Source organism: Streptomyces sp. DS1-CR2 (assembly GCF_055760475.1).
On the sequence record NZ_CM147085.1, the window covers coordinates 3479676 to 3506014 of the forward strand.

The following is a 26339-nucleotide window of genomic DNA, read 5'->3' on the forward strand; positions in this document are numbered from 1 at the left end:
GATGGACCACCGCCTGAGCAGCGAGCACGAAGAACTCCGCCGCACCGTCGAGGAGTTCGCGCACGACGTCGTCGCCCCGAAGATCGGCGACTTCTACGAGCGGCACGAGTTCCCCTACGAGATCGTGCGGGAGATGGGCCGCATGGGCCTGTTCGGACTGCCCTTCCCGGAGGAGTACGGCGGGATGGGCGGCGACTATCTGGCCCTCGGGATCGCCCTTGAGGAGCTGGCACGCGTCGACTCGTCCGTGGCGATCACGCTGGAGGCGGGCGTCTCGCTCGGCGCGATGCCCCTCCACTTGTTCGGGACCGAGGAGCAGAAGGCCGAGTGGCTGCCGCGGCTGTGCTCCGGCGAGATCCTCGGCGCGTTCGGCCTGACCGAGCCCGACGGCGGCTCGGACGCGGGCGCGACCCGTACGACGGCGAGGATCGACGAGGCGAGTGGCGAGTGGGTGATCAATGGCACGAAGTGCTTCATCACCAACTCCGGTACGGACATCACCGGTCTGGTCACCGTCACGGCGGTCACCGGCCGCTCCCCCGAGGGCAAGCCGCAGATCTCCTCGATCATCGTGCCGTCCGGGACGCCGGGCTTCACGGTCGCGGCGCCGTACTCGAAGGTCGGCTGGAACGCGTCGGACACGCGTGAACTGCACTTCGACGACGTACGGGTCCCGGCGGCGAACCTGCTCGGCGAACAGGGCCGCGGATTCGCCCAGTTCCTGCGGATCCTGGACGAGGGCCGCGTCGCGATCGCCGCGCTGGCGACGGGTCTGGCGCAGGGCTGCGTGGACGAGTCGGTGAAGTACGCCAAGGAACGGCACGCGTTCGGCCACAACATCGGCTCGTACCAGGCGATCCAGTTCAAGATCGCCGACATGGAGATGAAGGCGCACACGTCCCGCCTCGCGTGGCGTGACGCGGCGTCGCGGCTGGTGAGCGGGGAGCCGTTCAAGAAGGAGGCGGCGCTCGCCAAGCTCTACTCGTCGACGATCGCCGTGGACAACGCGCGCGAGGCGACCCAGGTCCACGGGGGCTACGGCTTCATGAACGAGTACCCGGTGGCCCGCATGTGGCGCGACTCGAAGATCCTCGAGATCGGCGAGGGCACGAGCGAGGTACAGCGGATGCTGATCGCGCGGGAGCTGGGCCTGACGGGCTGAATCGGCGGCTGCGAGGGGGCCCTCTGGACAGCAGCTTAGGTTAGGTTAACCTAAGCCAGATCCGGCCAGCGGCCCTCCGTACGTCACGAAAGCAGCCACTGTCATGCCCTATGCCCGTCTCACCACCCCTTCCCGTCGCGGCATCCTCGCCGCGGGCGCTCTCGGTCTCGGAGCCGCGCTCGCCGCCTGCGGCAGCGACTCCAAGGACGGCGGCTCGGGCGCCAAGTCGGGCAGCGCCAAGTCCGGCCCCTGGTCCTTCAAGGACGACCGCGGCACGACGGCGAAGGCCGACAAGGTCCCGGCGAACGTCGTCGCGTTCACCAGCGTCGCCGCCGCCCTGTGGGACTACGGCATCGAGTGCAAGGGCGTCTTCGGCCCGACGAAGACCTCGGCCGGCAAGGCCGACGTCCAGGCCGGCGACATGGACGTCGACCAGGTGACGATCATCGGCAACGAGTGGGGCCGCTTCAACATCGAGAAGTACGCGGGCCTCGCCCCGGACCTCCTCGTCACCACCGTGTACGACACCGCCGGCACGCTCTGGTCCGTCCCGCCGGAGTCGAAGGACAAGATCCTCAAGCTGGCCCCGAGCGTCGGCATCTCCGTCTACGACCGCCAGATGACGCAGCCGCTACAGCGCCTGCTCTCCCTGGCCGAGTCGCTCGGCGCCGACGTGAAGGCCGACAAGGTCGTCAAGGCCAAGCAGCGTTTCGAGACCGCGGCCGCGCGCCTGCGCAAGGCCGCCAAGGCGCACCCCGAGATCAGGGTCCTCGTCGGTTCCGCGAGCCAGGACATCTTCTACGTCTCCGGCACGAACCTCTCCGCCGACCTGGAGTACCTCAAGTCGCTCGGCGTGAACTTCGTCGAGCCGTCGGAGAAGGCGAAGACGGCGTCCGGCGGCTGGTTCGAGAACCTGAGCTGGGAGAACATCGACAAGTACCCGGCCGACATCATCATGATGGACAACCGCACGGCCACCATCCAGCCCGCGGACCTCGACCGCGACAAGGCCACCTGGAAGAAGCTGCCCGCCGTCAAGGCCGGCCAGGTCATCCCGCGCGTCACCGAGCCCATCTACTCGTACGACAAGTGCGCCCCGATCCTCGAGGACCTCGCCGAGGCCATCGAGAAGGCGAAGAAGGTCGGCTGACACAGATGACGACGACCGAGTCGCCCGCGATCGCACCTTTCCGATTCTTCGACCTCCAGGTAGCGCGGACGCGGCGGCTCGGTCCGTCGCTGCGGCGCGTCACGTTCACGGGGCCCGGCCTCGTGGACTTCCACGCCGGAGGCCGCGACCAGAGCCTGTCGCTGTTCCTGCCGCGGCCGGGCCAGGAGGCCCCCGTCCTGCCGGCCGCCGAGCCGGGTGACGACGGCCGCGCCTGGCACGCCGCGTACCGGGCGCTCCCGGACGACGTGCGCGCCGTGATGCGTTCCTACACGGTCAGCGGGCAGCGCCGCGCGCCCGCTGAACCCGGCGAACCCGGTGAACCCGGTGAAATCGACATCGACTTCGTGCTCCACCACGACGGCCCCGGCGACGCGGGTCCCGCCTGCGTCTGGGCCGAGGCGGCGAAGCCCGGTGACCGCGTGACGGTCCTCGGCCCGGCTGTCGCCGACAACACGGCCGTACGCTGCCGCCCCCAAGAGGGCGCCGACCACGTCCTGATGTGGGGCGACGAGACCGCCCTGCCCGCCGCCCTCGGCATCCTCGCCTGGCTGCCTTCGGGGTTGCGCGCGCACGTCTGGCTCGAGGTCCCGCACCGCGAGGACATCCCGGCCGTCGAGACCGCGGGTGACGTCACCCTCACCTGGCTCGTGCGTGACGAGAAAGCGCCGTCCGCGCTGGAGGCGATCCGCGCCGCCGAACTGCCGGACGCGTCGAGTCCGTACGCCTGGCTCGCGGGCGAGTCCGGAGTGATGAAGGAGCTGCGCCGCCATCTCGTGCGCGAACGCGCCTACGACAAGCGGTCGGTGACGTTCGTCGGCTACTGGCGCAAGGGACTCAGCGAGGACGGGCTGCGCGTCGCCGAGGCTCAGGAGGCGGCCGCCGAAGGCTGACGGGCAGTACATTCCGGCCACTCATGAGGGGCGGGGTCGCAAGCGCAACTTAGGTTAGGCTAACCTAAGTCACGTGCTGGGACCTCGCCCCTCTTCCCATGCCGCCCGTCTTCCCGCTCACCCGCATTCCTGCCCCCACCCGGAGGACCGTCCATGCGCTCGCACCTGCTCAACGCCACGACCGCGGAGCACTACCGCCGCTGCGTGACCGAGGGAATCGAGCGGGTGGCGGCCAAACTCGCCACCACCGACCGTCCGTTCACCGGGGTCACGGTCGACGAGCTCTCGCCCCGGATCGACGCCGTCGACCTGGACACGCCCCTCCTCGACACGACCGCCGCCCTGGACGAGCTCGAAGAGGTCTACCTCCGGGACGCCGTCTACTTCCACCACCCGCGCTACCTCGCCCACCTCAACTGCCCGGTCGTCATCCCGGCCGTGGTCGGCGAGGCCGTCCTCTCCGCGGTCAACTCCTCCCTCGACACCTGGGACCAGTCCGCCGGCGGCACCCTCATCGAGCGCAAGCTCATCGACTGGACCACGAGCCGCATCGGCCTCGGCCCCGCCGCCGACGGCGTCTTCACCTCCGGCGGCTCCCAGTCCAACCTCCAGGCGCTGCTGCTCGCCCGCGACGAGACCAAGTCCGAGAACGCCGAACACCCCACGAAAATGCGGGTGTTCGCCTCCGAGGTCAGCCACTTCAGCGTCAAGAAGTCCGCCACGCTCCTCGGCCTCGGACCCGACGCCGTGGTCACCGTCCCCGTGGACCGCGACAAGCGGATGCAGACCGTCGCCCTCGCACGTGAGCTGGAGCGCTGCCGCGAGGAGGGCCTCGTGCCCATGGCGGTCGTCGCCACCGCCGGGACCACCGACTTCGGCTCCATCGACCCGCTCCCCGAGATCGCCGAGCTCTGCGACCGGTACGGCACCTGGATGCACGTCGACGCCGCGTACGGCTGCGGACTCCTCGCCTCCGTCAGGAACCGTCACCTCCTCGACGGCATCGAGCGCGCCGACTCCGTCACCGTCGACTACCACAAGTCGTTCTTCCAGCCCGTGAGTTCGAGCGCGGTCCTCGTCCGGGACGCGGCCACCCTGCGGCACGCCACGTACCACGCCGACTACCTCAACCCGCGCCGCATGGTCACCGAGCGCATCCCCAACCAGGTCGACAAGTCCCTCCAGACGACCCGCCGCTTCGACGCGCTCAAGCTGTGGATGACCCTGCGCGTGATGGGCGCCGACGGTGTCGGGCAGCTCTTCGACGAGGTGTGTGACCTGGCGGGCAGGGCCTGGGAGCGGCTCGCCGCGGACCCCCGGTTCGACGTCGTCGTCGAGCCGCGGCTGTCCACCCTCGTCTTCCGCCACATCCCGGCCGGCGTCACCGACCCCGCCGAGATCGACCGCGCCAACCTGTACGCCCGCAAGGCCCTGTTCGCCTCCGGCGACGCCATCGTGGCGGGCACCAAGGTGGGCGGCCGCCACTACCTGAAGTTCACCCTGCTCAACCCCGAGACCACCGTCGACGACATCGTCGCGGTCCTCGACCTGATCGCCGGCCACGCCGAGCAGTACCTGGGAGAGAACCTTGCCGAAGCTTCCTGAGTCCCCCGATCCCCTCGACTTCATCGGGATCGGCCTCGGCCCCTTCAACCTCGGCCTGGCCGCCCTCACCGAGCCGATAGCCGAACTGAACGGTGTCTTCCTGGAGTCCAAGCCGGACTTCGCATGGCACTCCGGGATGTTCCTCGAAGGCGCCCACCTCCAGACCCCGTTCATGTCGGACCTCGTCACACTCGCCGACCCGACCTCCCCGTACTCCTTCCTGAACTACCTCAAGGAATCGGGGCGGCTTTACTCCTTCTACATCCGCGAGAACTTCTATCCCCTGCGAACCGAGTACAACGACTACTGCCGCTGGGCCGCCGCGAAACTCACCAGCATCCGCTTCGGCGCGACCGTCACACAGGTCTCATACGACGAGAGCGCCGAGGTGTACGTCGTCAGCACCGAGGGCGGCGAGACGTACCGCTCGCCGCGCCTCGTCCTCGGCACCGGCACCCCGCCGCACATCCCCGAGCCCTGCCGGGGCCTCGGCGGCGACGCGATCCACAACTCCCGCTATCTGCACCACAAGCAGGAGCTCCAGCAGAAGGACTCGATCACCCTCGTCGGCAGCGGCCAGTCCGCCGCGGAGATCTACTACGACCTCCTCAGCGAGATCGACGTCCACGGCTACCGCCTCAACTGGGTCACCCGCTCCCCGCGCTTCTTCCCCCTCGAATACACGAAGCTGACGCTGGAGATGACCTCGCCCGAGTACGTGGACTACTTCCACGCGCTGCCCGAGGAGACCCGCTACCGCCTGGAGACCCAGCAGAAGAACCTCTTCAAGGGCATCGACGGCGACCTCATCAACGAGATCTTCGACCTGCTCTACCAGAAGAACCTGACCGGGCCCGTCCCCACCAGACTCCTCACCAACTCGTCGCTCCAGAGCGCGAGTTACGAGAGCGGCACGTACACGCTCGGCCTGCGCCAGGAGGAGCAGGGCAAGGACTTCGAGCTGCGCACCGACGGCCTGATCCTGGCCACGGGCTACAAGTACGAGACGCCCGCCTTCCTCGAGCCGGTCCGCGACCGGCTCAACTGGGACAGCCGGGGCCGCTTCGACCTCGCCCGCAACTACTCCGTCGACACCACGGGCCGCGGCGTGTTCGTCCAGAACGCCGGCGTCCACACGCACTCGATCACCTCGCCCGACCTGGGCATGGGCGCGTACCGCAACGCGTACATCATCCGTGAGCTGCTCGGCACCGAGTACTACCCCGTAGAGAAGACCATCGCGTTCCAGGAGTTCGCCGCATGAGCACCCCCACCGGCTCCCCCACCGGCACCTTCAGTATCCGCCCCCTCGACCCCGTCCCGGACGCCGAGCTGCTGCACCGCTGGGTCACCGACCCCAAGGCCGCGTTCTGGCTGATGCAGGACGCGAAACTGCAGGACGTGGAGCGCGCGTACATGGCGATAGCCGCCGCCGAGCACCACGACGCGCTCATAGGCCTCCACGACGGCGAGCCCGCCTTCCTCATGGAGCGCTACGACCCGGCGCACGTCGAACTCGTCGGCCTGTACGAGCCCGAGCCCGGCGACGTCGGCATGCACTTCCTGACGGCGCCCAGCGACGTCCGCATCCCCGGCTTCACCCGCGCCGTGATCACCACGGTGATGGAGTTCCTGTTCGCCGACCCGGCGGCCCGGCGCGTCGTCGTCGAGCCCGACGTGCGCAACAAGGCCGTGCACGCCCTGAACGAGGCCGTCGGCTTCGTCCCCGACCGCGTCATCCAGAAGCCGGAGAAGCAGGCGCTGCTCAGCTTCTGCACGCGCGAGCAGTTCCTCGCCGCCGCGGAGGTGGCCGCCGTATGACGCTCTCCGACGCCCTCACCCACCTCTCCCCCGAGCGCTGGGCCGAGGCCAACCGCCTCCTCATCCGCAAGGCTCTCGCCGAGTTCACCCACGAGCGCCTCCTCACGCCCGAGTCCCTCGGCGACGACCGGTATGCGGTGCGCTCCGACGACGGCGCGACCGAGTACCGCTTCACCGCCCGCCGCCTGCGCCTCGACCACTGGCAGGTGTCCGCGGACTCCGTCTCGCGCCACCGCGACGGCTCCGAACTCCCGCTCAGCGCCCTGGAGTTCTTCATCGAGCTGAAGACCTCGCTCGGCCTGAGCGACGCGATCCTGCCGGTCTACCTGGAAGAGATCTCCTCCACCCTCTCCGGCACCTGCTACAAGCTCGCCAAAACCCCCGTCACCGCGGCCTCCCTCGCCCGCGACGGCTCCTTCCAGGAGATCGAGACAGGCATGACCGAGGGCCACCCCTGCTTCGTCGCCAACAACGGCCGGCTCGGCTTCGGCGTCCACGAGTACCTCTCGTACGCCCCGGAGACAGCGAGCCCCATCCGGCTGATCTGGCTGGCGGCGACGCGGGAGCGGGCCGCGTTCACGGCCGGTGCCGGACTCGACTACGAGTCCCATCTGCGCGCCGAGCTCGGCGAGGAGACCCTCGCGCGGTTCGCCGCCAAGCTCACCGACCAGGGCCTGGACCCGGACGACTACCTGCTCATCCCCGTCCACCCCTGGCAGTGGTGGAACAAGCTGTCGGTCACCTTCGCGGCCGAGGTCGCCCAGCGCCGCCTGGTGCTCCTCGGCGAGGGCGACGACGAGTACCTCGCGCAGCAGTCGATCCGCACGTTCTTCAACTCCTCGCACCCGGACCGGCACTACGTGAAGACGGCCCTGTCCGTCATCAACATGGGCTTCATGCGCGGCCTTTCGGCCTCGTACATGGAGGCCACGCCCGCCATCAACGACTGGCTCGCGCAGCTCATCGAGAACGACGAGGTCCTCAAGGCGACCGGCCTGACGATCATCCGCGAGCGCGCCGCCGTCGGCTACCGGCACCTGGAGTACGAGGCCGCGACCGACCGCTACTCCCCGTACCGCAAAATGCTCGCCGCCCTGTGGCGCGAGTCGCCCGTCGCGTCCCTGGCCGAGGGCGAGCGCCTCGCCACGATGGCGTCCCTGCTCCATGTCGACGCCGACGGCCGCTCGTTCGCCGCGGCCCTCATCGAGCGCTCGGGCCTGACCCCCGCCGAGTGGCTGCGCCCCTACCTGCGGTCGTACCTCACGCCGCTGCTGCACAGCTTCTACGCGTACGACCTCGTGTACATGCCGCACGGCGAGAACGTCATCCTCGTACTCGGCAAGGACGGCACGGTCCAGCGGGCGATCTTCAAGGACATCGCCGAGGAGATCGCGGTCATGGACCCCGACGCGGTCCTCCCGCCGGGCGTCGACCGCATCCGGGTCGAGGTCCCCGACGACCAGAAACTGCTGTCCCTCTTCACGGACGTCTTCGACTGCTTCTTCCGCTTCCTCGCGGCGAACCTGGTCACGGAGGGCGTACTCGACGAGGACACGTTCTGGCAGGCGGTCACCGACTGTGTCCGCGACTACCAGGAGTCGGCTCCCCAACTGGCCGACAAATTCCGGCAGTACGACCTGTTCGCCCCGGAGTTCACGCTGTCCTGCCTCAACCGGCTCCAGCTGCGCAACAACGAGCAGATGGTGGACCTCGCGGACCCGGCGGGCGCGCTCCAGCTGATCGGGACGCTGCGGAACCCGATCGCGTAGACGTGAGTGGGGCTCTGCAGACGCTGCAGTTCATAGCGACTGCGTCGCGGGTCCGGAGCCCCACTCGCTTGCCTGTCCGCCCTCAGCCCACGGGCCAGGGCACCTGCGCGGACCCGTAGTAGCCGACGCCGAGCGCGTCCCAGCGCGGGCCCTGTGCCGCGAGCCGCACCTTGTACGTGTTCCAGTCGTGCGTGGCCTCAGGCGACCAGCCGAGCTCGGCGACCCCGTCGACACGAACACACCATGAGCGGGTCAAGGGTGTAGACCAATTCCACCGGGGTGGATGACGGAACCCCGGGTGGGCCCGCCCCTTCGGGGAGGCGCGGGCCCAGCAACAGGACCCGCCCCCCTGCAAGCGGGGGCACGCATCAAACTTGCCCACCGCAACCCCAAGAACCCCGGAGTTCCCTCCGGATAGCGCACCCCTGCCCGAAATCGGGCAGAATTCTTGCGAACGGTCCCCTCTTCCTCCAGGATCATCCGAGTGCACGACGAACTTGTTGATCATCTGACGCGCAGTTCGCCCCTGAACCGGGGCGAGGCACTGCGGGTGATCCAGGACGTGCTCGCCTACTTCGACGAGACGACCGAGGTGTTCGTCCGTCGCCGCCACCGCGAACTCCAGGGTCAGGGCCTGGTGAACCCGGAGATCTTCGAACGGATCTCGGCGGACCTGAAGTACCGCGCGGTCGCGCCGCCCGAGCTGTCCCTGCGGCAGCTGCGGCGCATCGTCTACGGCTAGAGGGGATCAGTACACATATGTGCGGAATTGTCGGTTACATCGGTAAGCGTGACGTGGCACCACTGCTGCTCGAAGGGCTGCAGCGCCTGGAGTACCGCGGCTACGACTCGGCGGGCGTCGTCATCACCAGCCCGAAGGCCAGTGGCCTGAAAATGGTGAAGGCCAAGGGCCGCGTGCGCGACCTGGAGGCCAAGGTGCCCGCCCGCTTCAAGGGCACCACGGGCATCGCCCACACCCGCTGGGCCACCCACGGCGCACCGTCCGACGAGAACGCGCACCCCCACATGTCCGCGGACAACAAGGTCGCCGTCGTCCACAACGGCATCGTCGACAACGCCTCCGACCTGCGCGCCAAGCTGACCGCCGAGGGCGTCACCTTCCTCTCCGAGACGGACACCGAGGTCCTCACCCACCTCATCGCCCGCTCCCCCGCCGAGAAGCTCGAGGACAAGGTCCGCGAGGCGCTCCGGCTGATCGAGGGCACGTACGGCATCGCCGTGCTGCACGCCGACTTCCCCGACCGCATCGTGGTGGCCCGCAACGGCTCCCCGGTCGTCCTCGGCATCGGCGAGAAGGAGATGTTCGTCGCCTCGGACATCGCCGCCCTCGTCGCCCACACCCGCCAGATCGTCACCCTCGACGACGGCGAGATGGCCACCCTCAAGGCGGACGACTTCCGCACCTACACGACGGAGGGCACGCGCACCACCGCGGCGCCGACCACCGTCGAGTGGGAGGCCGCCTCGTACGACATGGGCGGTCACGACACGTACATGCACAAGGAGATCTTCGAGCAGCCGGAGGCCGTCGACCGCGTCCTGCGCGGCCGCATCGACGAGCGCTTCTCCGCCGTGCACCTGGGCGGCCTCAACCTCGACGCCCGCGAGGCGCGCAGCGTGCGCCGCGTGAAGATCCTCGGCTGCGGCACCTCGTACCACGCGGGCCTGATCGGCGCGCAGATGATCGAGGAGCTGGCGCGCATCCCCGCGGACGCCGAGCCGGCCTCCGAGTTCCGCTACCGCAACCCGGTCGTCGACCCCGACACCCTGTACATCGCCGTCTCCCAGTCCGGCGAGACGTACGACGTCCTCGCCGCCGTGCAGGAGCTGAAGCGCAAGGGCGCCCGCGTCTTCGGCGTCGTGAACGTCGTCGGCTCGGCGATCGCCCGCGAGTCGGACGCCGGTGTGTACGTCCACGCGGGCCCCGAGGTCTGCGTCGTGTCGACCAAGTGCTTCACCAACACCACGGTCGCGTTCGCGCTCCTCGCCCTCCACCTCGGCCGCATCCGCGACCTGTCCGTCGCCGACGGCAAGCGGATCATCGAGGGCCTGCGCAAGCTGCCCGGGCAGATCACGCAGATCCTGGAGCAGGAAGAGCAGATCAAGAAGATCGCCGAGGAGTACGCCGACGCCCGCTCGATGATGTTCATCGGCCGGGTCCGTGGCTACCCCGTCGCCCGCGAGGCCTCGCTCAAGCTCAAGGAGGTCTCGTACATCCACGCCGAGGCCTATCCCGCCTCCGAGCTGAAGCACGGCCCGCTCGCCCTGATCGAGCCGGCGCTCCCCACGGTCGCGATCGTCCCGGACGACGACCTCCTGGAGAAGAACCGCGCCGCCCTCGAGGAGATCAAGGCCCGCTCGGGCCGCATCCTCGCGGTCGCGCACCAGGAGCAGGAGAAGGCCGACCGCACGATCGTCGTCCCGAAGAACGAGGACGAGCTCGACCCGATCCTCATGGGCATCCCGCTCCAACTCCTCGCCTACCACACGGCGTTGGCCCTGGGCCGCGACATCGACAAGCCCCGTAACCTGGCGAAGTCCGTCACGGTCGAGTAGGCAGCCCCCGCAGTACGAGTACAGAAGCTGCGAGTAGAGAAGAACGGGTCCCTGTGCGCGCCACCAAGCGCACAGGGACCCGTTCCTTCGAGGGGGCCAGGGGGCCCATTCCCCGGCCCCCGGCTGTCAGCCGGTGGCCGTCACCCCCCGGCCGGCAGCACGCCCCGGCAGGGCCGTGGGCAGCCCGCCCAGCGCGGCCGTCGCCGCGTACCAGGCGAGCAGCCCGCCTGCCGCGGCGAACCAGCCGCCGGCCTTGGCGAGCCCGGCCGTGTCACCGAACGCGGCCACGGCGAGCAGCAGCAGGGCCACACACAGCGCCCCGTACGCCGCGCGTACGAGAGTCCCGGAGCCGGTGGCCCCGAGGGTCAGGCTCAGGGCGAGCAGCGCGAAGAGAAGCAGGAACAGCCCTTGTGCGTTGGCCGACATGGGATCGCCGGCCGTGACGCCCCAGGTGAACCAGAACGCGCCGAGCGCGGCGAAGGCCGTACCCGTCGAGGCGTCACTGGCGCGGTAGGCGAGCAGGCCGGCGACGAACAGGGCGATGCCACCGACGTACGTCGCGAGGGATACGGCGTTCGCGGCGCTCACGCCGTCGATCACTTCGGTATGACCGAGGCCGAAGGCCAACAGGGTGAGTCCCAGGGCGAGATGGCCGAGAGTGGAGGTCGTGCTTCCCGCGGAGACGTCTTTGTCCACGGCGGGCTCCCTTCGTGCGGGTGCAGTTGTGCTGCGCGCGGTACTGGGCCCTGCGATGGTCCAGCGACCGGTATGTACCCTTCACAAAGGCACAAAGCACCTCTACGCGCGAGTAGGATTCGCCCATCTCACCTGGGGCTCAAGGGAGTTACGGGATGACGATGACCGGGCGCCTGGCGCGCCGCGCGAGCCGTCCCGCGACCGAGCCGAAGATCCGGCCTACGATCCCGTGCGTGGAGCCGACGACGATCGCGTCGGCCTCGTACTCCCGGCCCACCTCTTCGAGTTCGTGGCAGATGTCGCCGCCGCGCTCGACGAGAATCCAGGGCACCTCGGACAGATACTCCGCACACGCGAGTTCGAGCCCGAGCACCTCGGTGCGGTGGTCCGGCACATCGACGAAGACCGGCGGCTCGCAGCCCGCCCACACCGTGGTGGGCAGCCGGTTGGCGACGTGGACGATGATCAGGCCGGAACCCGAACGGTGTGCCATGCCTATGGCGTAGGCGAGGGCCCGCTCACTGGAGGTCGAGCCGTCGAAGCCGACGACCACTCCGTGCTTGAAGGCGGGATCGCAGGACTGACGTGCTTCTTCCGCCGCCAGGGGGGTCGCCGTGGGATCGGCGACCTGCCGCTTGCGGTCCGCGGGTTCAGGGAATTCGTGACCGGCCATGGGTATCTCGGCGATTAGGTCCTCTGGATCCTGGACGGATCCTTGGTGGAGGGGACGACAGGGAGCGGCGGAGCTGTGTCCGGGAATCATCTTCCCAAGCCCATACCCCCAAGGGTACGGCGACACTCCTCCTCTGCCCAGAGTCGTCTGCCCGGTTAAGCGCACGCTCCGCGGCGTTCAGGGGAGCATGCACGAGGCCGCGCCCGTATGGCAATGGTTGCTGCCCGGTACAGACGGTTTGGGTACGGTTCCGGCGCCCCCGGTTCGGCCGAGTGACCGGTCGCACGACCACGCGTTGAACGTGCGTACCCACAGCAACAGGGAGCGCGCCGTGCCCGGACCGTCCATCGTGCACCCGTCCGGCGACGCCCCGTGCGAGGAGCCGCCGCCCGAGGTCCGGCGGGAGGCGACGCAGGCGTACGGCACGGACACGGTGAGCGACGTCGTCCGCTGGGCGGCGTTCAGCTGCGTCGTGGTCCCGGTCGTCCTGGTGGGATACGGCATCTCACTGGCCGGGGCGATGGGCGCGGCGCTCGGGCTCGCCGCGGTGACCGGGGTCTGCCGGGTGCTGCTGCGCCAGTCCGAACGGGGCGCGGCACGGCCGGCTCCGGTACGGTCCTGCGACCACAGGGGCCGGCGCGGCAGAACGGCGCCGGGGGCGCGCAAGGGCGGTCGCCGCACGGGATGATGTGCGCCGGAGGGCTGACTGGTTCCCGCGCACTACCGCGTAGATTTTCAGCCAACTTCACCCGGCCATGCATTTCTTGCCGCCACCCGCCTCCAACCCCCGTGCCACCAGGCATGAAAGGACCGTAGAAGGCGCTTGCACCCTACGGGGACCGGCCACTGAGTTGAGGCGCACTTCCCTGCAACGCCCCTGAGTGCCACGCTTCGTGATCGAATGCTTCACGCCAAGTTGCCATGTCGACAATCTGCCGGATCCTCAACTGGTCACGCCGGGACCACCGGACACAGTAGATTCGATCATGACTGTCCATCGGCGGGGGACTCTGCAGGACCGAGGGGAAACGTGCTGGAGCGACAAGCCCGTCACACCACAAAGGGCGCCGCGACCACCGAGGGGGGCTTAGCGGGATGAGCCACGACTCCACTGCTGCGCCGGAGGCCGCAGCTCGGAAGCTTTCCGGGCGACGCCGCCGGGAAATAGTCGCGGTGCTGCTGTTCAGCGGCGGACCCATCTTCGAAAGTTCCATTCCGCTCTCCGTGTTCGGCATCGACCGCCAGGACGCCGGTGTACCGCGTTACCGGCTGCTGGTGTCCGCCGGCGAGGAGGGCCCGCTGCGCACGACGGGCGGCCTCGAACTCACCGCGCCCCACGGGCTCGACGCGATCTCGCGGGCGGGCACCGTCGTCGTGCCCGCGTGGCGGTCGATCACGTCGCCGCCACCGGAGGAGGCCCTCGACGCGCTGCGCCGCGCGCACGAGGAAGGCGCGCGCATCGTCGGACTGTGCACCGGCGCCTTCGTGCTCGCCGCGGCCGGCCTGCTCGACGGCCGGCCGGCGACCACCCACTGGATGTACGCGCCGACGCTGGCCAAGCGCTACCCGTCGGTCCACGTGGACCCGCGCGAGCTCTTCGTGGACGACGGTGACGTCCTGACGAGCGCCGGAACCGCGGCCGGTATCGACCTGTGTCTGCACATCGTGCGCACGGACCACGGCAACGAGGCGGCCGGAGCGCTCGCCCGCAGGCTCGTGGTCCCGCCGCGCCGCAGCGGCGGCCAGGAGCGCTACCTCGACAGGTCTTTACCTGAGGAGATCGGCGCCGACCCGCTGGCCGAGGTCGTCGCCTGGGCGCTGGAGCACCTCCACGAGCAGTTCGACGTGGAGACCCTCGCCGCGCGCGCCTATATGAGCCGCCGCACCTTCGACCGCCGGTTCCGCTCCCTGACCGGGAGCGCCCCCTTGCAGTGGCTGATCACCCAGCGGGTGCTGCAGGCCCAGCGGCTCCTGGAGACCTCCGACTACTCGGTCGACGAGGTCGCCGGGCGTTGCGGCTTCCGTTCGCCGGTCGCCCTGCGCGGGCACTTCCGGCGCCAGCTCGGCTCGTCCCCGGCCGCGTACCGCGCGGCCTACCGGGCGCGCAGACCGCAGCCGGAGAAGCCGGTGGAGATCGCGGCGCCGACACCGGAGACCCCGGTCCCGGCCCAGTCACGGCGCACCGCGGCCGCCGGAACCTACCCGGGACCCACCGCCTCACTGCCGACAGATCCGGGCAAACCCAGCTCGGATGCGTATGCGGCGGGGCGCGCGAGTCTGCCCGGGCAGAGGAGTGCGCCGTAGGGTAAGGCACATGAACGATCGCATGGTGTGGATCGACTGCGAGATGACCGGGCTCTCGCTGGCGAATGACGCGCTCATCGAGGTGGCCGCACTGGTCACCGACTCTGAGCTGAACGTACTCGGCGACGGCGTGGACATCGTGATCCGCCCGCCCGCCGAGGCCCTGGAGACCATGCCCGAGGTGGTGCGGCAGATGCACACCGCCTCGGGCCTCCTCGACGAGCTCGCGGGCGGCACGACGCTCGCCGACGCCGAGGAGCAGGTCCTCGCGTACGTACGCGAGCACGTCAAGGAACCGGGCAAGGCGCCCCTGTGCGGGAACTCGGTCGGCACCGACCGCGGCTTCCTGCTCCGGGACATGCCGACGCTGGAGGACTACCTCCACTACCGGATCGTCGATGTGTCCTCGGTCAAGGAACTGGCGCGCCGCTGGTACCCGAGGGCGTACTTCAACAGTCCGGAAAAGAACGGCAACCACCGCGCGCTCGCCGACATCCGCGACTCCATCGTCGAGCTGCGCTACTACCGCGAGGCGGTCTTCGTCCCGCAGCCGGGGCCCGACTCCGACACCGCGAAGAAGATCGCGGCCAAGCACACGCCGCCTGCGGAATAGCGCCTCGCACCGCATTTCCGACCCCTGTGTACGGGGTCCGGGAAAGGGGTGCGCGAGCATCCCTTCGGACCCTGTACACTTTTTCTCGGCCGGTCGGAAGAACGACAAACGACCGGACATGGTGGGTGTAGCTCAGTTGGTAGAGCACCTGGTTGTGGTCCAGGTGGCCGCGGGTTCAAGTCCCGTCACTCACCCTGAATGATCAAGGCCCCGGTTCGAAAGAACCGGGGCCTTGATCGTTGTGGCACCCCGCGCCGCTCAGGACGACACGCACGCCTGAGGCCGACGCGCACCTCTCAGGACGAAGCGCGCTCCACCAGTTCGTTCGGAAGGACCAGCTGGCGGCCGTCGAGTGCGCGGGACGCGACCGGGCGGCGGTCGGCGATCTCGGCGAGGAGCAGGTCGATCATGGCGCGGCCCATCTCCTCGATCGGCTGGCGCACGCTCGTCAGGGGCGGGTCCATGTGCCGGGCGATCGCCGAGTCGTCGTAGCCGACCAGGGCGACGTCGTCGGGGACACGGCGTCCCGCCTCGCGCAGCACCTGGCGGGCGCCCGCTCCCATCACGTCCGACCCGGCGAACACCGCGTCCACTTCGGGGCAGTGCTCCAACAGCTCGGTCATCGCGCGCCGGCCGCCCTCCTCAGTGAAGTCCCCCGGCACTATGAGCCGCTCGTCCACCTCTCGGCCGGCCGCGTCGAGGGCGGCGCGGTAGCCGTCGACGCGGCGCTGGGCGCCGTACACGTCGAGCCGGCCCGTGATCGTGGCGATGGCGGTGCGGCCGCGGCTCAGGAGGTGCTCGACGGCCGAGTACGCGCCCGCGAAGTTGTCGGAGTCCACCGAGGGCAGCGTCTCGGCGGCGGAGCGGCGGCCGCTGATGACGGCGGGGATCTCCAGCTGGCTGAGCAGATCGGGCAGCGGGTCGTCGGCGTGGACGGACACCAGCAGGACGCCGTCGACGCGGTGGGCCGCGAGGTACTGGGCGAGGCGCTGCCGCTCCCGGTCGTTGCCCGCGAAGATCAGCAGGAGCTGCATCTCGGTCTCGGCGAGCTGGGCTCCGACACCGCGCAACATGTCGGAGAAGTAGGGCTCGGCGAAGAAACGTGTCTCCGGTTCGGGCACGACGAGGGCGATGGCGTCGGTGCGGTTGGCGGCCAGGGCGCGGGCCGCCGTGTTCGGTACGTAGCCGAGTTCCGCGACGGCGACCTCCACCGCCGCGCGGGTCGCGTCGCTCACCCGGGGCGATCCGTTGATCACCCGGGAGACCGTGCCCCGGCCCACGCCCGCGCGGGCGGCGACCTCCTCGAGAGTCGGACGCCTGCTGTGTGTGCCGCGAGCCGCCATGACTCCCACCTCCCCAAGTCTCATGCGGAATCTAACAGCCCGATAACCGCACCAAGTTGTCGCTGCCAGGTGTCTTGACACTCCCGGGCCGAGCGACGACTCTTCAACACATCACCGGTGGGAGCGCTCCCACTCTATGGGATGTATACAGAAGCCGCACGTTCCCCGCCCGAGCCGCGCATGAACAAACGGGTCCAGCAAGGCAGTTGGCCGGGGTTGGCACTTCAGAGCAAGTGAGTTCCTTGGAGGATGCAATGCGCACGACTGCCCGTACGTCCCGACGCGCGATGACCTTTGCGGTCGTCGCCGCCCTGGCCACAGGGCTGCTCGCCGGGTGCGCGAGCGATGACGACGCAGGATCCGACGGCGGTTCGAGCGGGGGTGGCGGCAACAAGGGCGGCACCACGGTCACGATCGGCACGTTCGGCGTCTTCGGTTACAAGCAGGCCGGGCTCTACGACGAGTACATGAAGCTGCACCCGAACATCACGATCAAGGAGAACGTCACCACCCGCACCGACGTCTACTGGCCGAAGACCCTCACCAGGCTGCAGGCAGGATCCGGGACCGACGACGTCCAGGCCATCGAGGTCGGCAACATCACGGAGGCCGTCCAGACGCAGGCCGACAAGTTCGTGGACCTCGGCAAGGAGGTCGACAAGTCGCAGTGGCTGGACTGGAAGAACGCCCAGGCCACCACCAAGGACGGCAAGCTCATCGGGCTCGGCACGGACGTCGGCCCGATGGCGATCTGCTACCGCAAGGACCTCTTCGAGAAGGCCGGTCTGGAGACCGACCGCACCAAGCTCGCCGCGCAGTGGAAGGGCGACTGGAACAAGTACGTCGACCTCGGCAAGCAGTACATGAAGAAGGCGCCGGGCAAGACCAAGTACGTGGACTCCGCGTCCTCCGTGTACAACGCGGCGCTCGGCGGCGAGAAGGAGCGGTACTACGACAAGGACGGCAGCGTCATCTGGGACAAGTCCACGGGGGTGAAGAAGTCCTGGAACGCCGCCATGGAGGTGGCGACCAGCAACATGTCGGCCAAGCTGAAGCAGTTCGACAAGCCGTGGCAACAGGGCTTCGCCAACGGCACCTTCGCCACGGTGGCCTGCCCCGCGTGGATGCTCGGCTACATCCAGGAGAAGTCCGGTGACGCCGGCAAGGGCAAGTGGGACGTGGCCGCCGCGCCGACCGCGGCCAACTGGGGCGGTTCGTTCATCGGTGTGCCGACGGCGAGCAAGCACCAGAAGGAGGCCATCACCCTGGCGAAGTGGCTGACCGCGCCCGCGCAGCAGGCGAAGGTCTTCGCCAAGCAGGCCAGCTTCCCGTCGATGCCTTCGGCGTACGCCGACCTGAAGCCGCAGGCCGCGACGACCACGTACTTCTCCGACGCGCCCCTGACGCAGATCTTCTCCGACTCGGCGAAGACCATCCCGGTCCAGGTCTTCGGCATCAAGGACCAGCCGATCGGCACGGCGATCACCGACACCGGCATCCTCCAGGTCGAGCAGAAGGGCAAGTCGCCCGCGCAGGGCTGGGACGCGGCCACCAAGGAAGTCAAGGACGTGCTCGACCAGTGACCAGCTCCGACGAGGCTCTCGCGCAGTCCGCGACGAGCGCCGACACCGCGCCCGGCTCCCAGGAGCCGGGCGCGGCCCGGGGCGCTCAGGGGCGCGGTACGGCGCCGACGGGCGCCGGCACCTGGCGCAGCCGGCTGTACCGCTGGGACATGAAGGCGTCCCCGTACGCGTTCATCTCCCCCTTCTTCATCATCTTCGGCGCCTTCTCACTGGTGCCGCTGCTCTACACCGCCTGGTACTCGCTGCACCATGTGCAGCTGTCGAACCTGGACGGCCAGACCTGGGCGGGCCTGGACAACTACACGAACCTCTTCCAGTCGGACTTCTTCTGGAACGCGCTGAAGAACACGTTCACCATCGGCGTGATCTCGACCGTGCCGCAGCTGATCGCGGCGATCTGGCTCGCACACATGCTCAACTACCGGCTGCGTGGCTCCACCGTGTGGCGCGTCGTGATGCTCACCCCGTACGCCACCTCGGTGGCGGCGGCGACGCTCGTCTTCGTGCTGCTCTTCTCGCCCGACACCGGCATGATCAACTGGGCGCTCGACCTGGTCGGCATCGACCCGGTCAACTGGCGTGAATCCGACTGGGGTTCGCAAGCAGCGGTCTCCTCGATCGTGATCTGGCGGTGGACCGGATACAACGCGCTGATCTATCTGGCGGCGATGCAGGCCATCCCGGCCGACCTGTACGAGTCGGCGGCCCTGGACGGCGCGAACCGCTGGCAGCAGTTCCGGCACGTGACCATTCCGATGCTGCGTCCGACGATCCTGTTCACGGTGGTCGTCTCCACGATCGGCGCGACCCAGCTCTTCGGCGAGCCCCTGCTGTTCGGCGGGGTCAGCGGCACCAAGGGCGGGTCCGAGCACCAGTACCAGACGCTCGGCCTGTACATGTACGACCAGGGCTGGATCGTCGGCAATCTCGGCAAGGCGTCCGCGATCGCCTGGTCGATGTTCCTGATCCTGATCATCGTGGCCGCGGTCAACCTGCTGATCACCCGACGGCTGAGGAAATCCCAATGACCACCATCACCGACGCGATACCGCCTCAGGTCGCGCAGGACGCCGAACCGCCGCGTCGGCGGCGGATCCTGGGCGCGGGCAAGCAGCTGCACGCGGGTCCGGTCACGTACCTCGTGCTGACCCTGTTCGCCGTGATCTCGCTCGCCCCGCTGCTGTGGACGGCGATCGCGGCCTCACGCACCAACACCCGCCTCGCGCAGACACCACCCCCCTTCTGGTTCGGCGGAAACCTGTTCAAGAACCTGGAGACCGCCTGGAACCAGGCCGGCATGGGCACCGCGATGTGGAACACCATCCTCGTGGCGGCGACCATCACCGTCGGCACGGTGCTGTTCTCCACGCTCGCCGGTTTCGCCTTCGCCAAACTACGCTTCCGGTTCTCGACCACGCTGCTGCTGATGACCATCGGCACGATGATGATCCCGCCCCAACTTGCTGTAGTCCCGCTGTACTTGTGGATGACGGACCTGGGCTGGGCGAACCATCTGCAGACGGTCATCCTGCCGACCCTGGTCAGCGCCTTCGGCACGTTCTTCATGCGCCAGTACCTGGTCCAGGCGCTGCCCACCGAACTCATCGAGGCCGCCCGGGTCGACGGGGCGAGCAGCCTGCGGGTCGTCTGGCACGTGGTCTTCCCGGCCGCGCGCCCGGCGATGGCGGTGCTCGGGCTGCTGACGTTCGTGATGGCGTGGAACGACTTCCTGTGGCCGATCATCGCGCTCAACGGAGAGAACCCGACGGTCCAGGTGGCCCTCAACCAACTGGGCACCGGCTACATCCCCGACGACTCGGTGATCATGGCCGGCGCCCTGCTGGGCACGCTGCCGCTACTGATCGCGTTCTTGCTGTTCGGCAAGCAGATCGTGGGCGGGATCATGCAGGGCGCGGTAAAGGGCTGACGTCTTGGGGGCCGCCGTGAGCGGCGGCCCCACCTCACAATTTTCCAACCATGGGAGCGCTTCCATGCCTGAGCCCATTACGCAGTCCACAACACTGCCCACCTCCACCCCCACATCCACCCCCACCTTCCCGCCGGGCTTCCTCTGGGGCGCGGCGACATCGGCGTACCAGATCGAGGGAGCGGTGCGGGAGGACGGCCGTACGCCGTCGATCTGGGACACGTTCAGCCATACGCCGGGCAGGACGGCGGGCGGGGACACGGGCGACATCGCCGTGGACCACTACCACCGCTACAAAGACGACGTGGCGCTCATGAAGGACCTGGACCTGGGCACGTACCGCTTCTCGGTCTCGTGGCCGAGGGTGCAGCCCACGGGCCGGGGCCCCGCGGTACAGCGGGGCCTGGACTTCTACCGGCGCCTGACGGACGAACTCCTGGACAAGGGCATCAAGCCGGCCCTGACCCTCTACCACTGGGATCTGCCGCAGGAGCTGGAGGACGCGGGCGGCTGGCCGGCACGCGACACGGCGTACCGCTTCGCGGAGTACGCGGGCATGGTCGGCGAGGCACTGGGCGACCGGGTGGACTTCTGGATCACGCTCAACGAGCCCTGGTGCAGCGCGTTCCTGGGCTACGGCTCCGGGGTGCACGCGCCGGGCAGGACGGACCCGGCGGCCACCCTGCGAGCGGCGCACCACCTCAACCTGGGGCACGGCCTGGCGACACAGGCACTACGCCGGACCCTGCCGTCCCGGGCAGAGATTGCGGTGAGCCTCAACTCCTCGACGGTCAGGCCCCTTTCACCCGACGACCCCGCCGACCAGGACGCCCGCCGCCGCATCGACAACCTGGCGAACGGCGTGTTCCACGGCCCGATGCTGCACGGGGAGTATCCGGCGGACCTGATCACGGACACCGCAGGCATCACGGACTGGTCCTTCGTGGAAGGCACAGACCTGGCAACGATCCACCAGCCGCTGGACGCGCTGGGCCTGAACTACTACACCCCGTCCCTGGTCTCCTCGGCCCCGTCAGCACCCACCACCCGATCCGACGGCCATGGGGCGAGCGACCACTCCCCCTGGCCGGGAGCGGATGACGTCGCGTTCCACCAGTCTCCGGGCGAGCGCACGGAGATGGGCTGGACGATCGACCCGACGGGCCTGCACGACCTGATCATGCGCTACACCAGGGAGGCACCTGGCCTGCCGCTGTACATCACGGAGAACGGCGCGGCGTACGACGACAAGCCGGACCCTGACGGCCGGGTCCACGACCCGGAGCGCATCGCGTACCTCCACGGCCACCTGTCAGCCGTACACCGCGCGATCAGGGACGGCGCGGATGTCCGCGGCTATTACCTCTGGTCGCTGATGGACAACTTCGAGTGGGCGTACGGCTACGAGAAGCGCTTCGGGGCGGTCCACGTGGACTACGCGACCCAGAAACGTACGCCGAAGTCGAGCGCGCACTGGTACGCACAAGCGTCCCGCACCAACCAACTCCCGCCGGCGAACTAGCAGCACCCACCGGCGGTCAGCCGCGTACGGGACGGGAGGGGACCGTGGGGGCATGTGCGCGCGCAGCCACCAGCACCACGTACAGGCAATTGGCTGGCTGACGAGCACCCTTAGAACAGCGAGCACGTACCTGCCCCCGCGGCCCCGCACCCGACAACAATCCCGGCGAGACGGCGGCGCACCCGAAGAACGAACCTCGACGCACTCAAAGAACGCGCGCCCCGGCCGAGTGGGGGGACAAAGATCCGGCCGGGGCGCGCAGCTTCCCGCGGGGGCTACTCGAAGGAGGCGAAGGCCTTCTGGAAGGCGCCTGCCGACTGCTCGATCGAAGAGCAGGTCGGCTGGGCCGAGCCGGACGCCCCGCCCTCGCACGCCTTGTCACGGGTGGCGGACCACATCGACAGACCGCCCAGGCCCTTCTCCTTGGCGAAGGCGACCAGCTGCGTGGCATCGTCGACCTTGAAGATCTCGGACGAGACGTCGTTGACGCCGATCATCGGGGTGACCGCGACCGCGCTCCAGGCAGCGGCGTCGGACAGCCCGAGCGCGCTCTTGATCTGCGCCTGCGTGGCGGTGGCGGCCTGCTCGGCGTACGCGCCCATGTCGCCGCTGTACGAGGCGCCGTAGTCCATCGCCATGATGTTGACGAGGCCGGTCGAGACCCCGTTCTCCTTGGCGTTCTTGAGGAAGTTCACGCCGTCCGAAGTGAGGCCCTCGGGCATCACCGGGAGCGTGAAGGAGACGTTCAGCTTCGGGTTGTTCTTCTGCAGCGTGGCGATGGCCTGGGCGCGCTTGGTGTTGGCGGCGGTGTCCGGCAGGGCGCCGCCCTCGACGTCGAAGTCGACCTTGGTGAGCTTGAACTGGTCGATGACCTTCTGGTACGCCGCCGCGAGGTCGGAGGCCGAGGAGCAGGCCTGCGCCAGCTCGGTGCCGGAGGCGCCACCGAAGGAGACCCGGACGTCGCCACCGGAGGTCCTCAAGTCCCCGATCTGCGCGGCGACTTCGTCACTGCCGAGGTCGGTGACGCCGCCCCACTTCGGGGTGCAGGAGCCGCCGGAGGTGATGAAGGCGAGGTTGAACTCCTTGACGCCGGTGGCCTTGGAGGAGGCGACCAGGTCGAACTTCGGGTAGAGCGATGTGTCGACGTACGGGGCGAAGCCGCCCGCGGCCGCCGTGCCGGAACCCGTACCGGAGGACGAGGACTCCGACGGGCCGGCCGTCGGCGTGGCGGTCGCGGTGGGCTTCGCGGTCGCTGAAGCGGAGGCGCTGGGGGTGGGGGTCGGGGACTCCGTGGGCCGGCCGCTGGGCTCCGGAGTGGCCCCGTCGTCCACGGAGCACTTGGCCCCGTTGATGAGGCACCCGGCCGGATCGGAGTCGCCGGTGACGACGAACCCGACGGTCACGGACTTCCCGGCGGCGATACCTTCCTTGCCCCAGGAGGCGGGCTTCACGGTGACGTGCGAGCCGGAGACGGACGACTCCGCGTTCCAGAGGGAGCCGAGCCTGGTGCCGGACGGCAGGTCGAACTCCAGCTTCCAGCCCGACTGGACCTTGTCCGAGTCGTTCTTGACGACGTACTGGGCGGTGTACCCGCCGGACCACTCACTGGTCTTGGTGTACGCGGCGCCGACGCCGGCGGCCTGCGCCGTACCGGAGAACAGGAAGGCGCCGCCGCCCACGACGGCCGCGGCGACGAGTCCGCCTATCGCCTTGTTCCTGCCGCTGACCCTGCGCCGGTGCGTGCTGCTCATCGCGTGCCTGCCTTAGCTGTACGGGGGTGGGGGTGCGGCAGCACGCTAGCGATCCGGAACCCGGCAAATGGGGCACCAGTACCGGCGGTTGAGGTTCTTATGGAGGGCTTAAGGAAGCTATCGGAACGGATTAAAGGTAGAGACCAACTCCGAAACGATGAGGTCCCACCCGACTACACAGCGGCACCGGACCCGGCGCCGGCCCCCCGCTTCCGGCCACGCCGCACCCCACCCCGGTGCCCCCGCCGCACAGCCCCACCGGACCCGGGCCCCCGCCCGTCCAGCTGCACCCAGATCCGCACCTCGGTCCCCCCGAGCACGGAGGACCCGATGCGCACATCACCGCCGGTCGACTCGGCGAGCCGTCGGACGATGTCGAGCCCGAGCCCGGTGGACCCGTCGCTGCCGGAACCCCGCCCACGGGCCATCGCGGCGTCCGGGTCCAGAATCCCGGGCCCCGCATCCGATACGAGCACGATCACGGCGTCCTCGCCGCTGTGCACGTCGACGGCGAAGGCGGTGCCTTCAGGCGTATGCCGAAAGACATTCCCGAGCAGCGCATCGAGCGCGGCGGCCAGCTCCCCCCGGGCCACGGGGATACGGACAGGCCGGTCGACGCCGGCAACGCGCACCTTGCGCCCCTCGTCCTCGGCGAGCGCGGACCAGAAGTCCATGCGCTCACGGATGACCTCGGCGGCATCGCACCCGGCCCCCGGCCCCGCGGCGGCGGTCTGCGGCTTGGCGTCGCGGGCGGTACGGATGATGGTGTCCACCTCGCGCTCCAGCTGCTCGACGGCGGAACGGGTCTGCTCGGCGGCGGCGCCCTCACCCAGCGAGACGGCGTTCAGCCGCAGAACGGTGAGGGGTGTACGCAGCCGATGGGAGAGATCGGCGGCCAACTCCCGCTCGTTGGCGAGCAGTTGAACGACCTGATCGGCCATGGAGTTGAACGCGACGGCCGCCAGCCGAAGTTCCGTGGGCCCGTCCTCCGGAACACGCGCCCCGAGCTTCCCCTCGCCCAGATCGTGCGCGGCGGAGACGAGCCGCCGGGCGGGCTGCACCATGCGCACCCCGAGCCGGTCGGCGACGGCGACGGACCCTATGACGAGGGCGATGCCGACGCCGGCCAGGACGAGCCACGCGGTGGCGACGCCGTTGGTGACCTCGGACTCCGGCACGAACACCTCGACGACGGCGATGCCGGCGCTGACGGCGATGGGCTGGAGCCACACGGACCCGCCGGGCACATCGGCGACGGTGGCCTGCCGGAGGCCGACGTGAACGCCACCGGCGCGCGACGTGCCGACCTGGATCGCCGGGGCGCCACCGGAGGCCGGAATGTACACGGCCATGCGGCCGTCGGCGCCGGCCTCGGTGGAGGCGACGGCGCGGGTCAGTTGGTCACGGTCGGTGGTGATGGAGAGGGGGGGCCCGATCGCGGCGGCGGTCCGCTCGGCGTTGGAGAAGGCGCGGTCCCGGGCCATCTCCTTGATGACGAGGCCGAGAGGAACCGCGAAAGCGACGACAACCATGGCGGTGACAGCGAGGCACACCTTGACCAGGGCCCACCTCATGCCGGCCCGCCCTCCGGCCGCGGCGGCTCCAGTTTCACGCCGACGCCCCGCAGGGTGTGCAGATAGCGCGGCCGGGCGGCCGTTTCGCCCAGTTTCCTGCGCAGCCACGACAGATGCACGTCGATGGTCTGATCGTCCCCGTACGACTGCTGCCACACCTCGGCGAGGAGTTCCTTGCGGGGTACGACGACACCCGGCCGGCCCGCGAGGAAGGTGAGCAGGTCGAACTCGCGCCGGGTGAGATCGAGCCGCGCCCCGTCCAGCTCGGCCTGGCGCCGCAGCGGGTCTATCGCGAGGCCGCCGACCCGGAGGAGTCGCGAGGGCGGCTCGGCGGCGGCGCTGGAGCGCGCGCGGCGCAGCACGGCGGCCATGCGGGCGGACAGGTGCTCGGGCGAGAACGGCTTGGTGAGGTAGTCGTCGGCGCCGTCGTTGAGGAGCCGGACGATCTCGGTCTCGTCGTCGCGGGCCGTGGCGATGATCACCGGTACGTCGGTGATGCCGCGCAGCATCTTCAATGCCTCGGAACCGTCCAGATCGGGCAGACCGAGGTCGAGAATCACGACGTCGAAACGGAAATGGGCGACCTCGCGCAGCGCCTCCAGGGCCGTGCCGACGCTCCGTACGGTGTGGGAGGCCTCGGTCAGGTGCCGGATGAGAGCCGAGCGCACGAACTGGTCGTCCTCGACCACTAGCACACTTGCCATGGGCGGCACCGTACGCCATACGGGTTGCCCCGGTCCTCCTTCCGCCCAGGTCCGGGGCAACCCCGGTCCCCCGGGGACACGGGTGGGGCGGGTGCGGCAGTATGGCCGCGATGCACCCCATGCGCAGAGGACTTGTTCACACGGCGGCCTGGCTGCTGGCCACCGGCGCGGCCGTCACGCTGTCGTGGTGGGGCGTGCACACGGTGATGGCGGGCACGGCGTACGACCCGCCGCGTGCGGTGCCGATCGCGGCGGGAGCGGTAGAGGCGCGGTCGTCGTCGACGCACCGCCCGGAGCCGTCACCGTCAGGGTCGCCGTCCCGCTCCGCATCGCAGAAGCCGTCACACTCCCCCGCCTCGGCCGCCCCTTCCCCGAGCCGCACGGCGAAACCGAGCACCTCCGCGAAGCCGCCCGCGTCTCCGTCGGCGTCCGGCACGGTGAAGGGCTACGCGACGCAGGGCGGCCGCGCCGTGTTCGACCTGGGCAAGGACTCGGCGACGCTGGTGTCGGCGACACCCGCGGCCGGCTGGTCGATGCAGGTGTGGAAGGACCCGACGTGGATCAGGGTGGAGTTCACCTCGGGCACGGACAAGGTCTCGGTGTTCTGCACGTGGCACGACCATGCGCCGAGTGTGGAAGTCGCCAAGTACTGAA

General features: G+C 69.4%; 24 protein-coding genes and 1 tRNA gene. 18 read left to right on the plus strand and 7 right to left on the minus strand.

The genetic code is table 11. The annotated features are described in order from the left end of the window. The first annotated feature begins 1 nt into the window (after nucleotide 1). From ACY0PA_RS16995 to ACY0PA_RS17025, 7 genes are all read left to right on the plus strand, one after another. Entirely contained in the window at nucleotides 2–1162 is a 1161-nt protein-coding gene (locus tag ACY0PA_RS16995) for an acyl-CoA dehydrogenase family protein (RefSeq protein ID WP_473085414.1), read from the plus strand. Between the two features lie 103 nt (nucleotides 1163–1265). Further along, on the plus strand, nucleotides 1266–2312 hold the full coding sequence (locus ACY0PA_RS17000; protein WP_473085415.1) for an ABC transporter substrate-binding protein: 1047 nt from the start codon (nucleotides 1266–1268) through the stop codon (nucleotides 2310–2312). A 5-nt stretch (nucleotides 2313–2317) separates the two neighbouring features. Continuing rightward, complete coding sequence (locus ACY0PA_RS17005) at nucleotides 2318–3223, plus strand: siderophore-interacting protein (RefSeq protein ID WP_473085416.1); 906 nt, start codon at nucleotides 2318–2320, stop codon at nucleotides 3221–3223. 153 nt (nucleotides 3224–3376) lie between these two features. Next, nucleotides 3377–4828 (plus strand): lysine decarboxylase DesA, encoded by a 1452-nt coding sequence (gene desA, locus ACY0PA_RS17010; RefSeq protein WP_473085417.1) that lies wholly within the window; start codon nucleotides 3377–3379, stop codon nucleotides 4826–4828. Beyond that, nucleotides 4812–6092 (plus strand): lysine N(6)-hydroxylase/L-ornithine N(5)-oxygenase family protein, encoded by a 1281-nt coding sequence (locus tag ACY0PA_RS17015; protein WP_473085418.1) that lies wholly within the window; start codon nucleotides 4812–4814, stop codon nucleotides 6090–6092. Before desA ends, ACY0PA_RS17015 begins: the two co-directional genes overlap by 17 nt. Next, a complete protein-coding gene (locus tag ACY0PA_RS17020; protein ID WP_473085419.1) occupies nucleotides 6089–6649 on the plus strand; it encodes a GNAT family N-acetyltransferase in 561 nt (186 codons plus the stop codon). The genes ACY0PA_RS17015 and ACY0PA_RS17020 overlap by 4 nt, the downstream gene beginning before the upstream one ends. Beyond that, on the plus strand, nucleotides 6646–8418 hold the full coding sequence (locus ACY0PA_RS17025) for an IucA/IucC family protein (protein WP_473085420.1): 1773 nt from the start codon (nucleotides 6646–6648) through the stop codon (nucleotides 8416–8418). The genes ACY0PA_RS17020 and ACY0PA_RS17025 overlap by 4 nt, the downstream gene beginning before the upstream one ends. Nucleotides 8419–8500: 82 nt before the next feature. Here ACY0PA_RS17025 and ACY0PA_RS17030 read toward each other — a convergent pair whose 3' ends face one another. Continuing rightward, a complete protein-coding gene (locus tag ACY0PA_RS17030) occupies nucleotides 8501–8674 on the minus strand; it encodes a hypothetical protein (protein WP_473086649.1) in 174 nt (57 codons plus the stop codon). Between the two features lie 228 nt (nucleotides 8675–8902). Between ACY0PA_RS17030 and ACY0PA_RS17035 the strand changes: the two genes are divergently transcribed. Both ACY0PA_RS17035 and glmS read left to right on the plus strand, forming a co-directional pair. Further along, a complete protein-coding gene (locus ACY0PA_RS17035) occupies nucleotides 8903–9160 on the plus strand; it encodes a hypothetical protein (protein ID WP_473085421.1) in 258 nt (85 codons plus the stop codon). A 17-nt stretch (nucleotides 9161–9177) separates the two neighbouring features. Further along, nucleotides 9178–10995 (plus strand): glutamine--fructose-6-phosphate transaminase (isomerizing), encoded by a 1818-nt coding sequence (gene glmS / locus ACY0PA_RS17040; RefSeq protein WP_473085422.1) that lies wholly within the window; start codon nucleotides 9178–9180, stop codon nucleotides 10993–10995. A gap of 126 nt (nucleotides 10996–11121) precedes the next feature. On the opposite strand, the gene ACY0PA_RS17045 is transcribed toward glmS, so the two are convergent. Next, on the minus strand, nucleotides 11122–11691 hold the full coding sequence (locus ACY0PA_RS17045) for a GPR1/FUN34/YaaH family transporter (protein WP_473085423.1): 570 nt from the start codon (nucleotides 11689–11691) through the stop codon (nucleotides 11122–11124). A gap of 148 nt (nucleotides 11692–11839) precedes the next feature. Then, nucleotides 11840–12364 (minus strand): universal stress protein, encoded by a 525-nt coding sequence (locus tag ACY0PA_RS17050; RefSeq protein WP_473085424.1) that lies wholly within the window; start codon nucleotides 12362–12364, stop codon nucleotides 11840–11842. A 331-nt stretch (nucleotides 12365–12695) separates the two neighbouring features. Between ACY0PA_RS17050 and ACY0PA_RS17055 the strand changes: the two genes are divergently transcribed. The 4 genes from ACY0PA_RS17055 (at nucleotide 12696) to ACY0PA_RS17070 (ending at nucleotide 15475) form a co-directional block, all read left to right on the plus strand. Continuing rightward, nucleotides 12696–13052 (plus strand): hypothetical protein, encoded by a 357-nt coding sequence (locus tag ACY0PA_RS17055; RefSeq protein ID WP_473085425.1) that lies wholly within the window; start codon nucleotides 12696–12698, stop codon nucleotides 13050–13052. Nucleotides 13053–13459: 407 nt separating this feature from the next. Beyond that, nucleotides 13460–14668, plus strand: a complete 1209-nt coding sequence (locus ACY0PA_RS17060; protein ID WP_473085426.1) for a helix-turn-helix domain-containing protein — start codon at nucleotides 13460–13462, stop codon at nucleotides 14666–14668. Between the two features lie 10 nt (nucleotides 14669–14678). Further along, nucleotides 14679–15281, plus strand: coding sequence for an oligoribonuclease (orn, locus tag ACY0PA_RS17065; protein WP_473085427.1), 603 nt, complete (start codon nucleotides 14679–14681; stop codon nucleotides 15279–15281). 121 nt (nucleotides 15282–15402) lie between these two features. Then, nucleotides 15403–15475: transfer RNA gene (locus ACY0PA_RS17070), tRNA-His, on the plus strand. A gap of 102 nt (nucleotides 15476–15577) precedes the next feature. On the opposite strand, the gene ACY0PA_RS17075 is transcribed toward ACY0PA_RS17070, so the two are convergent. Beyond that, nucleotides 15578–16624: a LacI family DNA-binding transcriptional regulator gene (locus ACY0PA_RS17075; protein WP_473085428.1), complete on the minus strand. Its 1047-nt coding sequence runs from the start codon at nucleotides 16622–16624 to the stop codon at nucleotides 15578–15580. A gap of 254 nt (nucleotides 16625–16878) precedes the next feature. On the opposite strand from ACY0PA_RS17075, the gene ACY0PA_RS17080 reads away from it, so the two are divergent. The 4 genes from ACY0PA_RS17080 (at nucleotide 16879) to ACY0PA_RS17095 (ending at nucleotide 21656) form a co-directional block, all read left to right on the plus strand. After that, a complete protein-coding gene (locus ACY0PA_RS17080) occupies nucleotides 16879–18207 on the plus strand; it encodes an ABC transporter substrate-binding protein (RefSeq protein WP_473085429.1) in 1329 nt (442 codons plus the stop codon). Next, nucleotides 18204–19235, plus strand: a complete 1032-nt coding sequence (locus tag ACY0PA_RS17085; RefSeq protein ID WP_473085430.1) for a carbohydrate ABC transporter permease — start codon at nucleotides 18204–18206, stop codon at nucleotides 19233–19235. Before ACY0PA_RS17080 ends, ACY0PA_RS17085 begins: the two co-directional genes overlap by 4 nt. Beyond that, a complete protein-coding gene (locus ACY0PA_RS17090) occupies nucleotides 19232–20134 on the plus strand; it encodes a carbohydrate ABC transporter permease (RefSeq protein ID WP_473085431.1) in 903 nt (300 codons plus the stop codon). Before ACY0PA_RS17085 ends, ACY0PA_RS17090 begins: the two co-directional genes overlap by 4 nt. A 64-nt stretch (nucleotides 20135–20198) precedes the next feature. Continuing rightward, on the plus strand, nucleotides 20199–21656 hold the full coding sequence (locus ACY0PA_RS17095) for a GH1 family beta-glucosidase (protein WP_473085432.1): 1458 nt from the start codon (nucleotides 20199–20201) through the stop codon (nucleotides 21654–21656). 275 nt (nucleotides 21657–21931) lie between these two features. On the opposite strand, the gene ACY0PA_RS17100 is transcribed toward ACY0PA_RS17095, so the two are convergent. From ACY0PA_RS17100 to ACY0PA_RS17110, 3 genes are all read right to left on the minus strand, one after another. After that, entirely contained in the window at nucleotides 21932–23407 is a 1476-nt protein-coding gene (locus ACY0PA_RS17100; RefSeq protein ID WP_473085433.1) for a glycoside hydrolase family 18 protein, read from the minus strand. Nucleotides 23408–23580: 173 nt separating this feature from the next. After that, a complete protein-coding gene (locus tag ACY0PA_RS17105; RefSeq protein ID WP_473085434.1) occupies nucleotides 23581–24981 on the minus strand; it encodes a sensor histidine kinase in 1401 nt (466 codons plus the stop codon). Next, the gene (locus ACY0PA_RS17110; protein WP_473085435.1) at nucleotides 24978–25685 is read right to left on the minus strand and encodes a response regulator transcription factor; all 708 of its coding nucleotides are present in this window, start codon (nucleotides 25683–25685) and stop codon (nucleotides 24978–24980) included. The genes ACY0PA_RS17105 and ACY0PA_RS17110 overlap by 4 nt, the downstream gene beginning before the upstream one ends. A 119-nt stretch (nucleotides 25686–25804) precedes the next feature. Between ACY0PA_RS17110 and ACY0PA_RS17115 the strand changes: the two genes are divergently transcribed. After that, a complete protein-coding gene (locus ACY0PA_RS17115; protein WP_473085436.1) occupies nucleotides 25805–26338 on the plus strand; it encodes a hypothetical protein in 534 nt (177 codons plus the stop codon). The last annotated feature ends 1 nt before the right edge of the window (nucleotide 26339 follow it).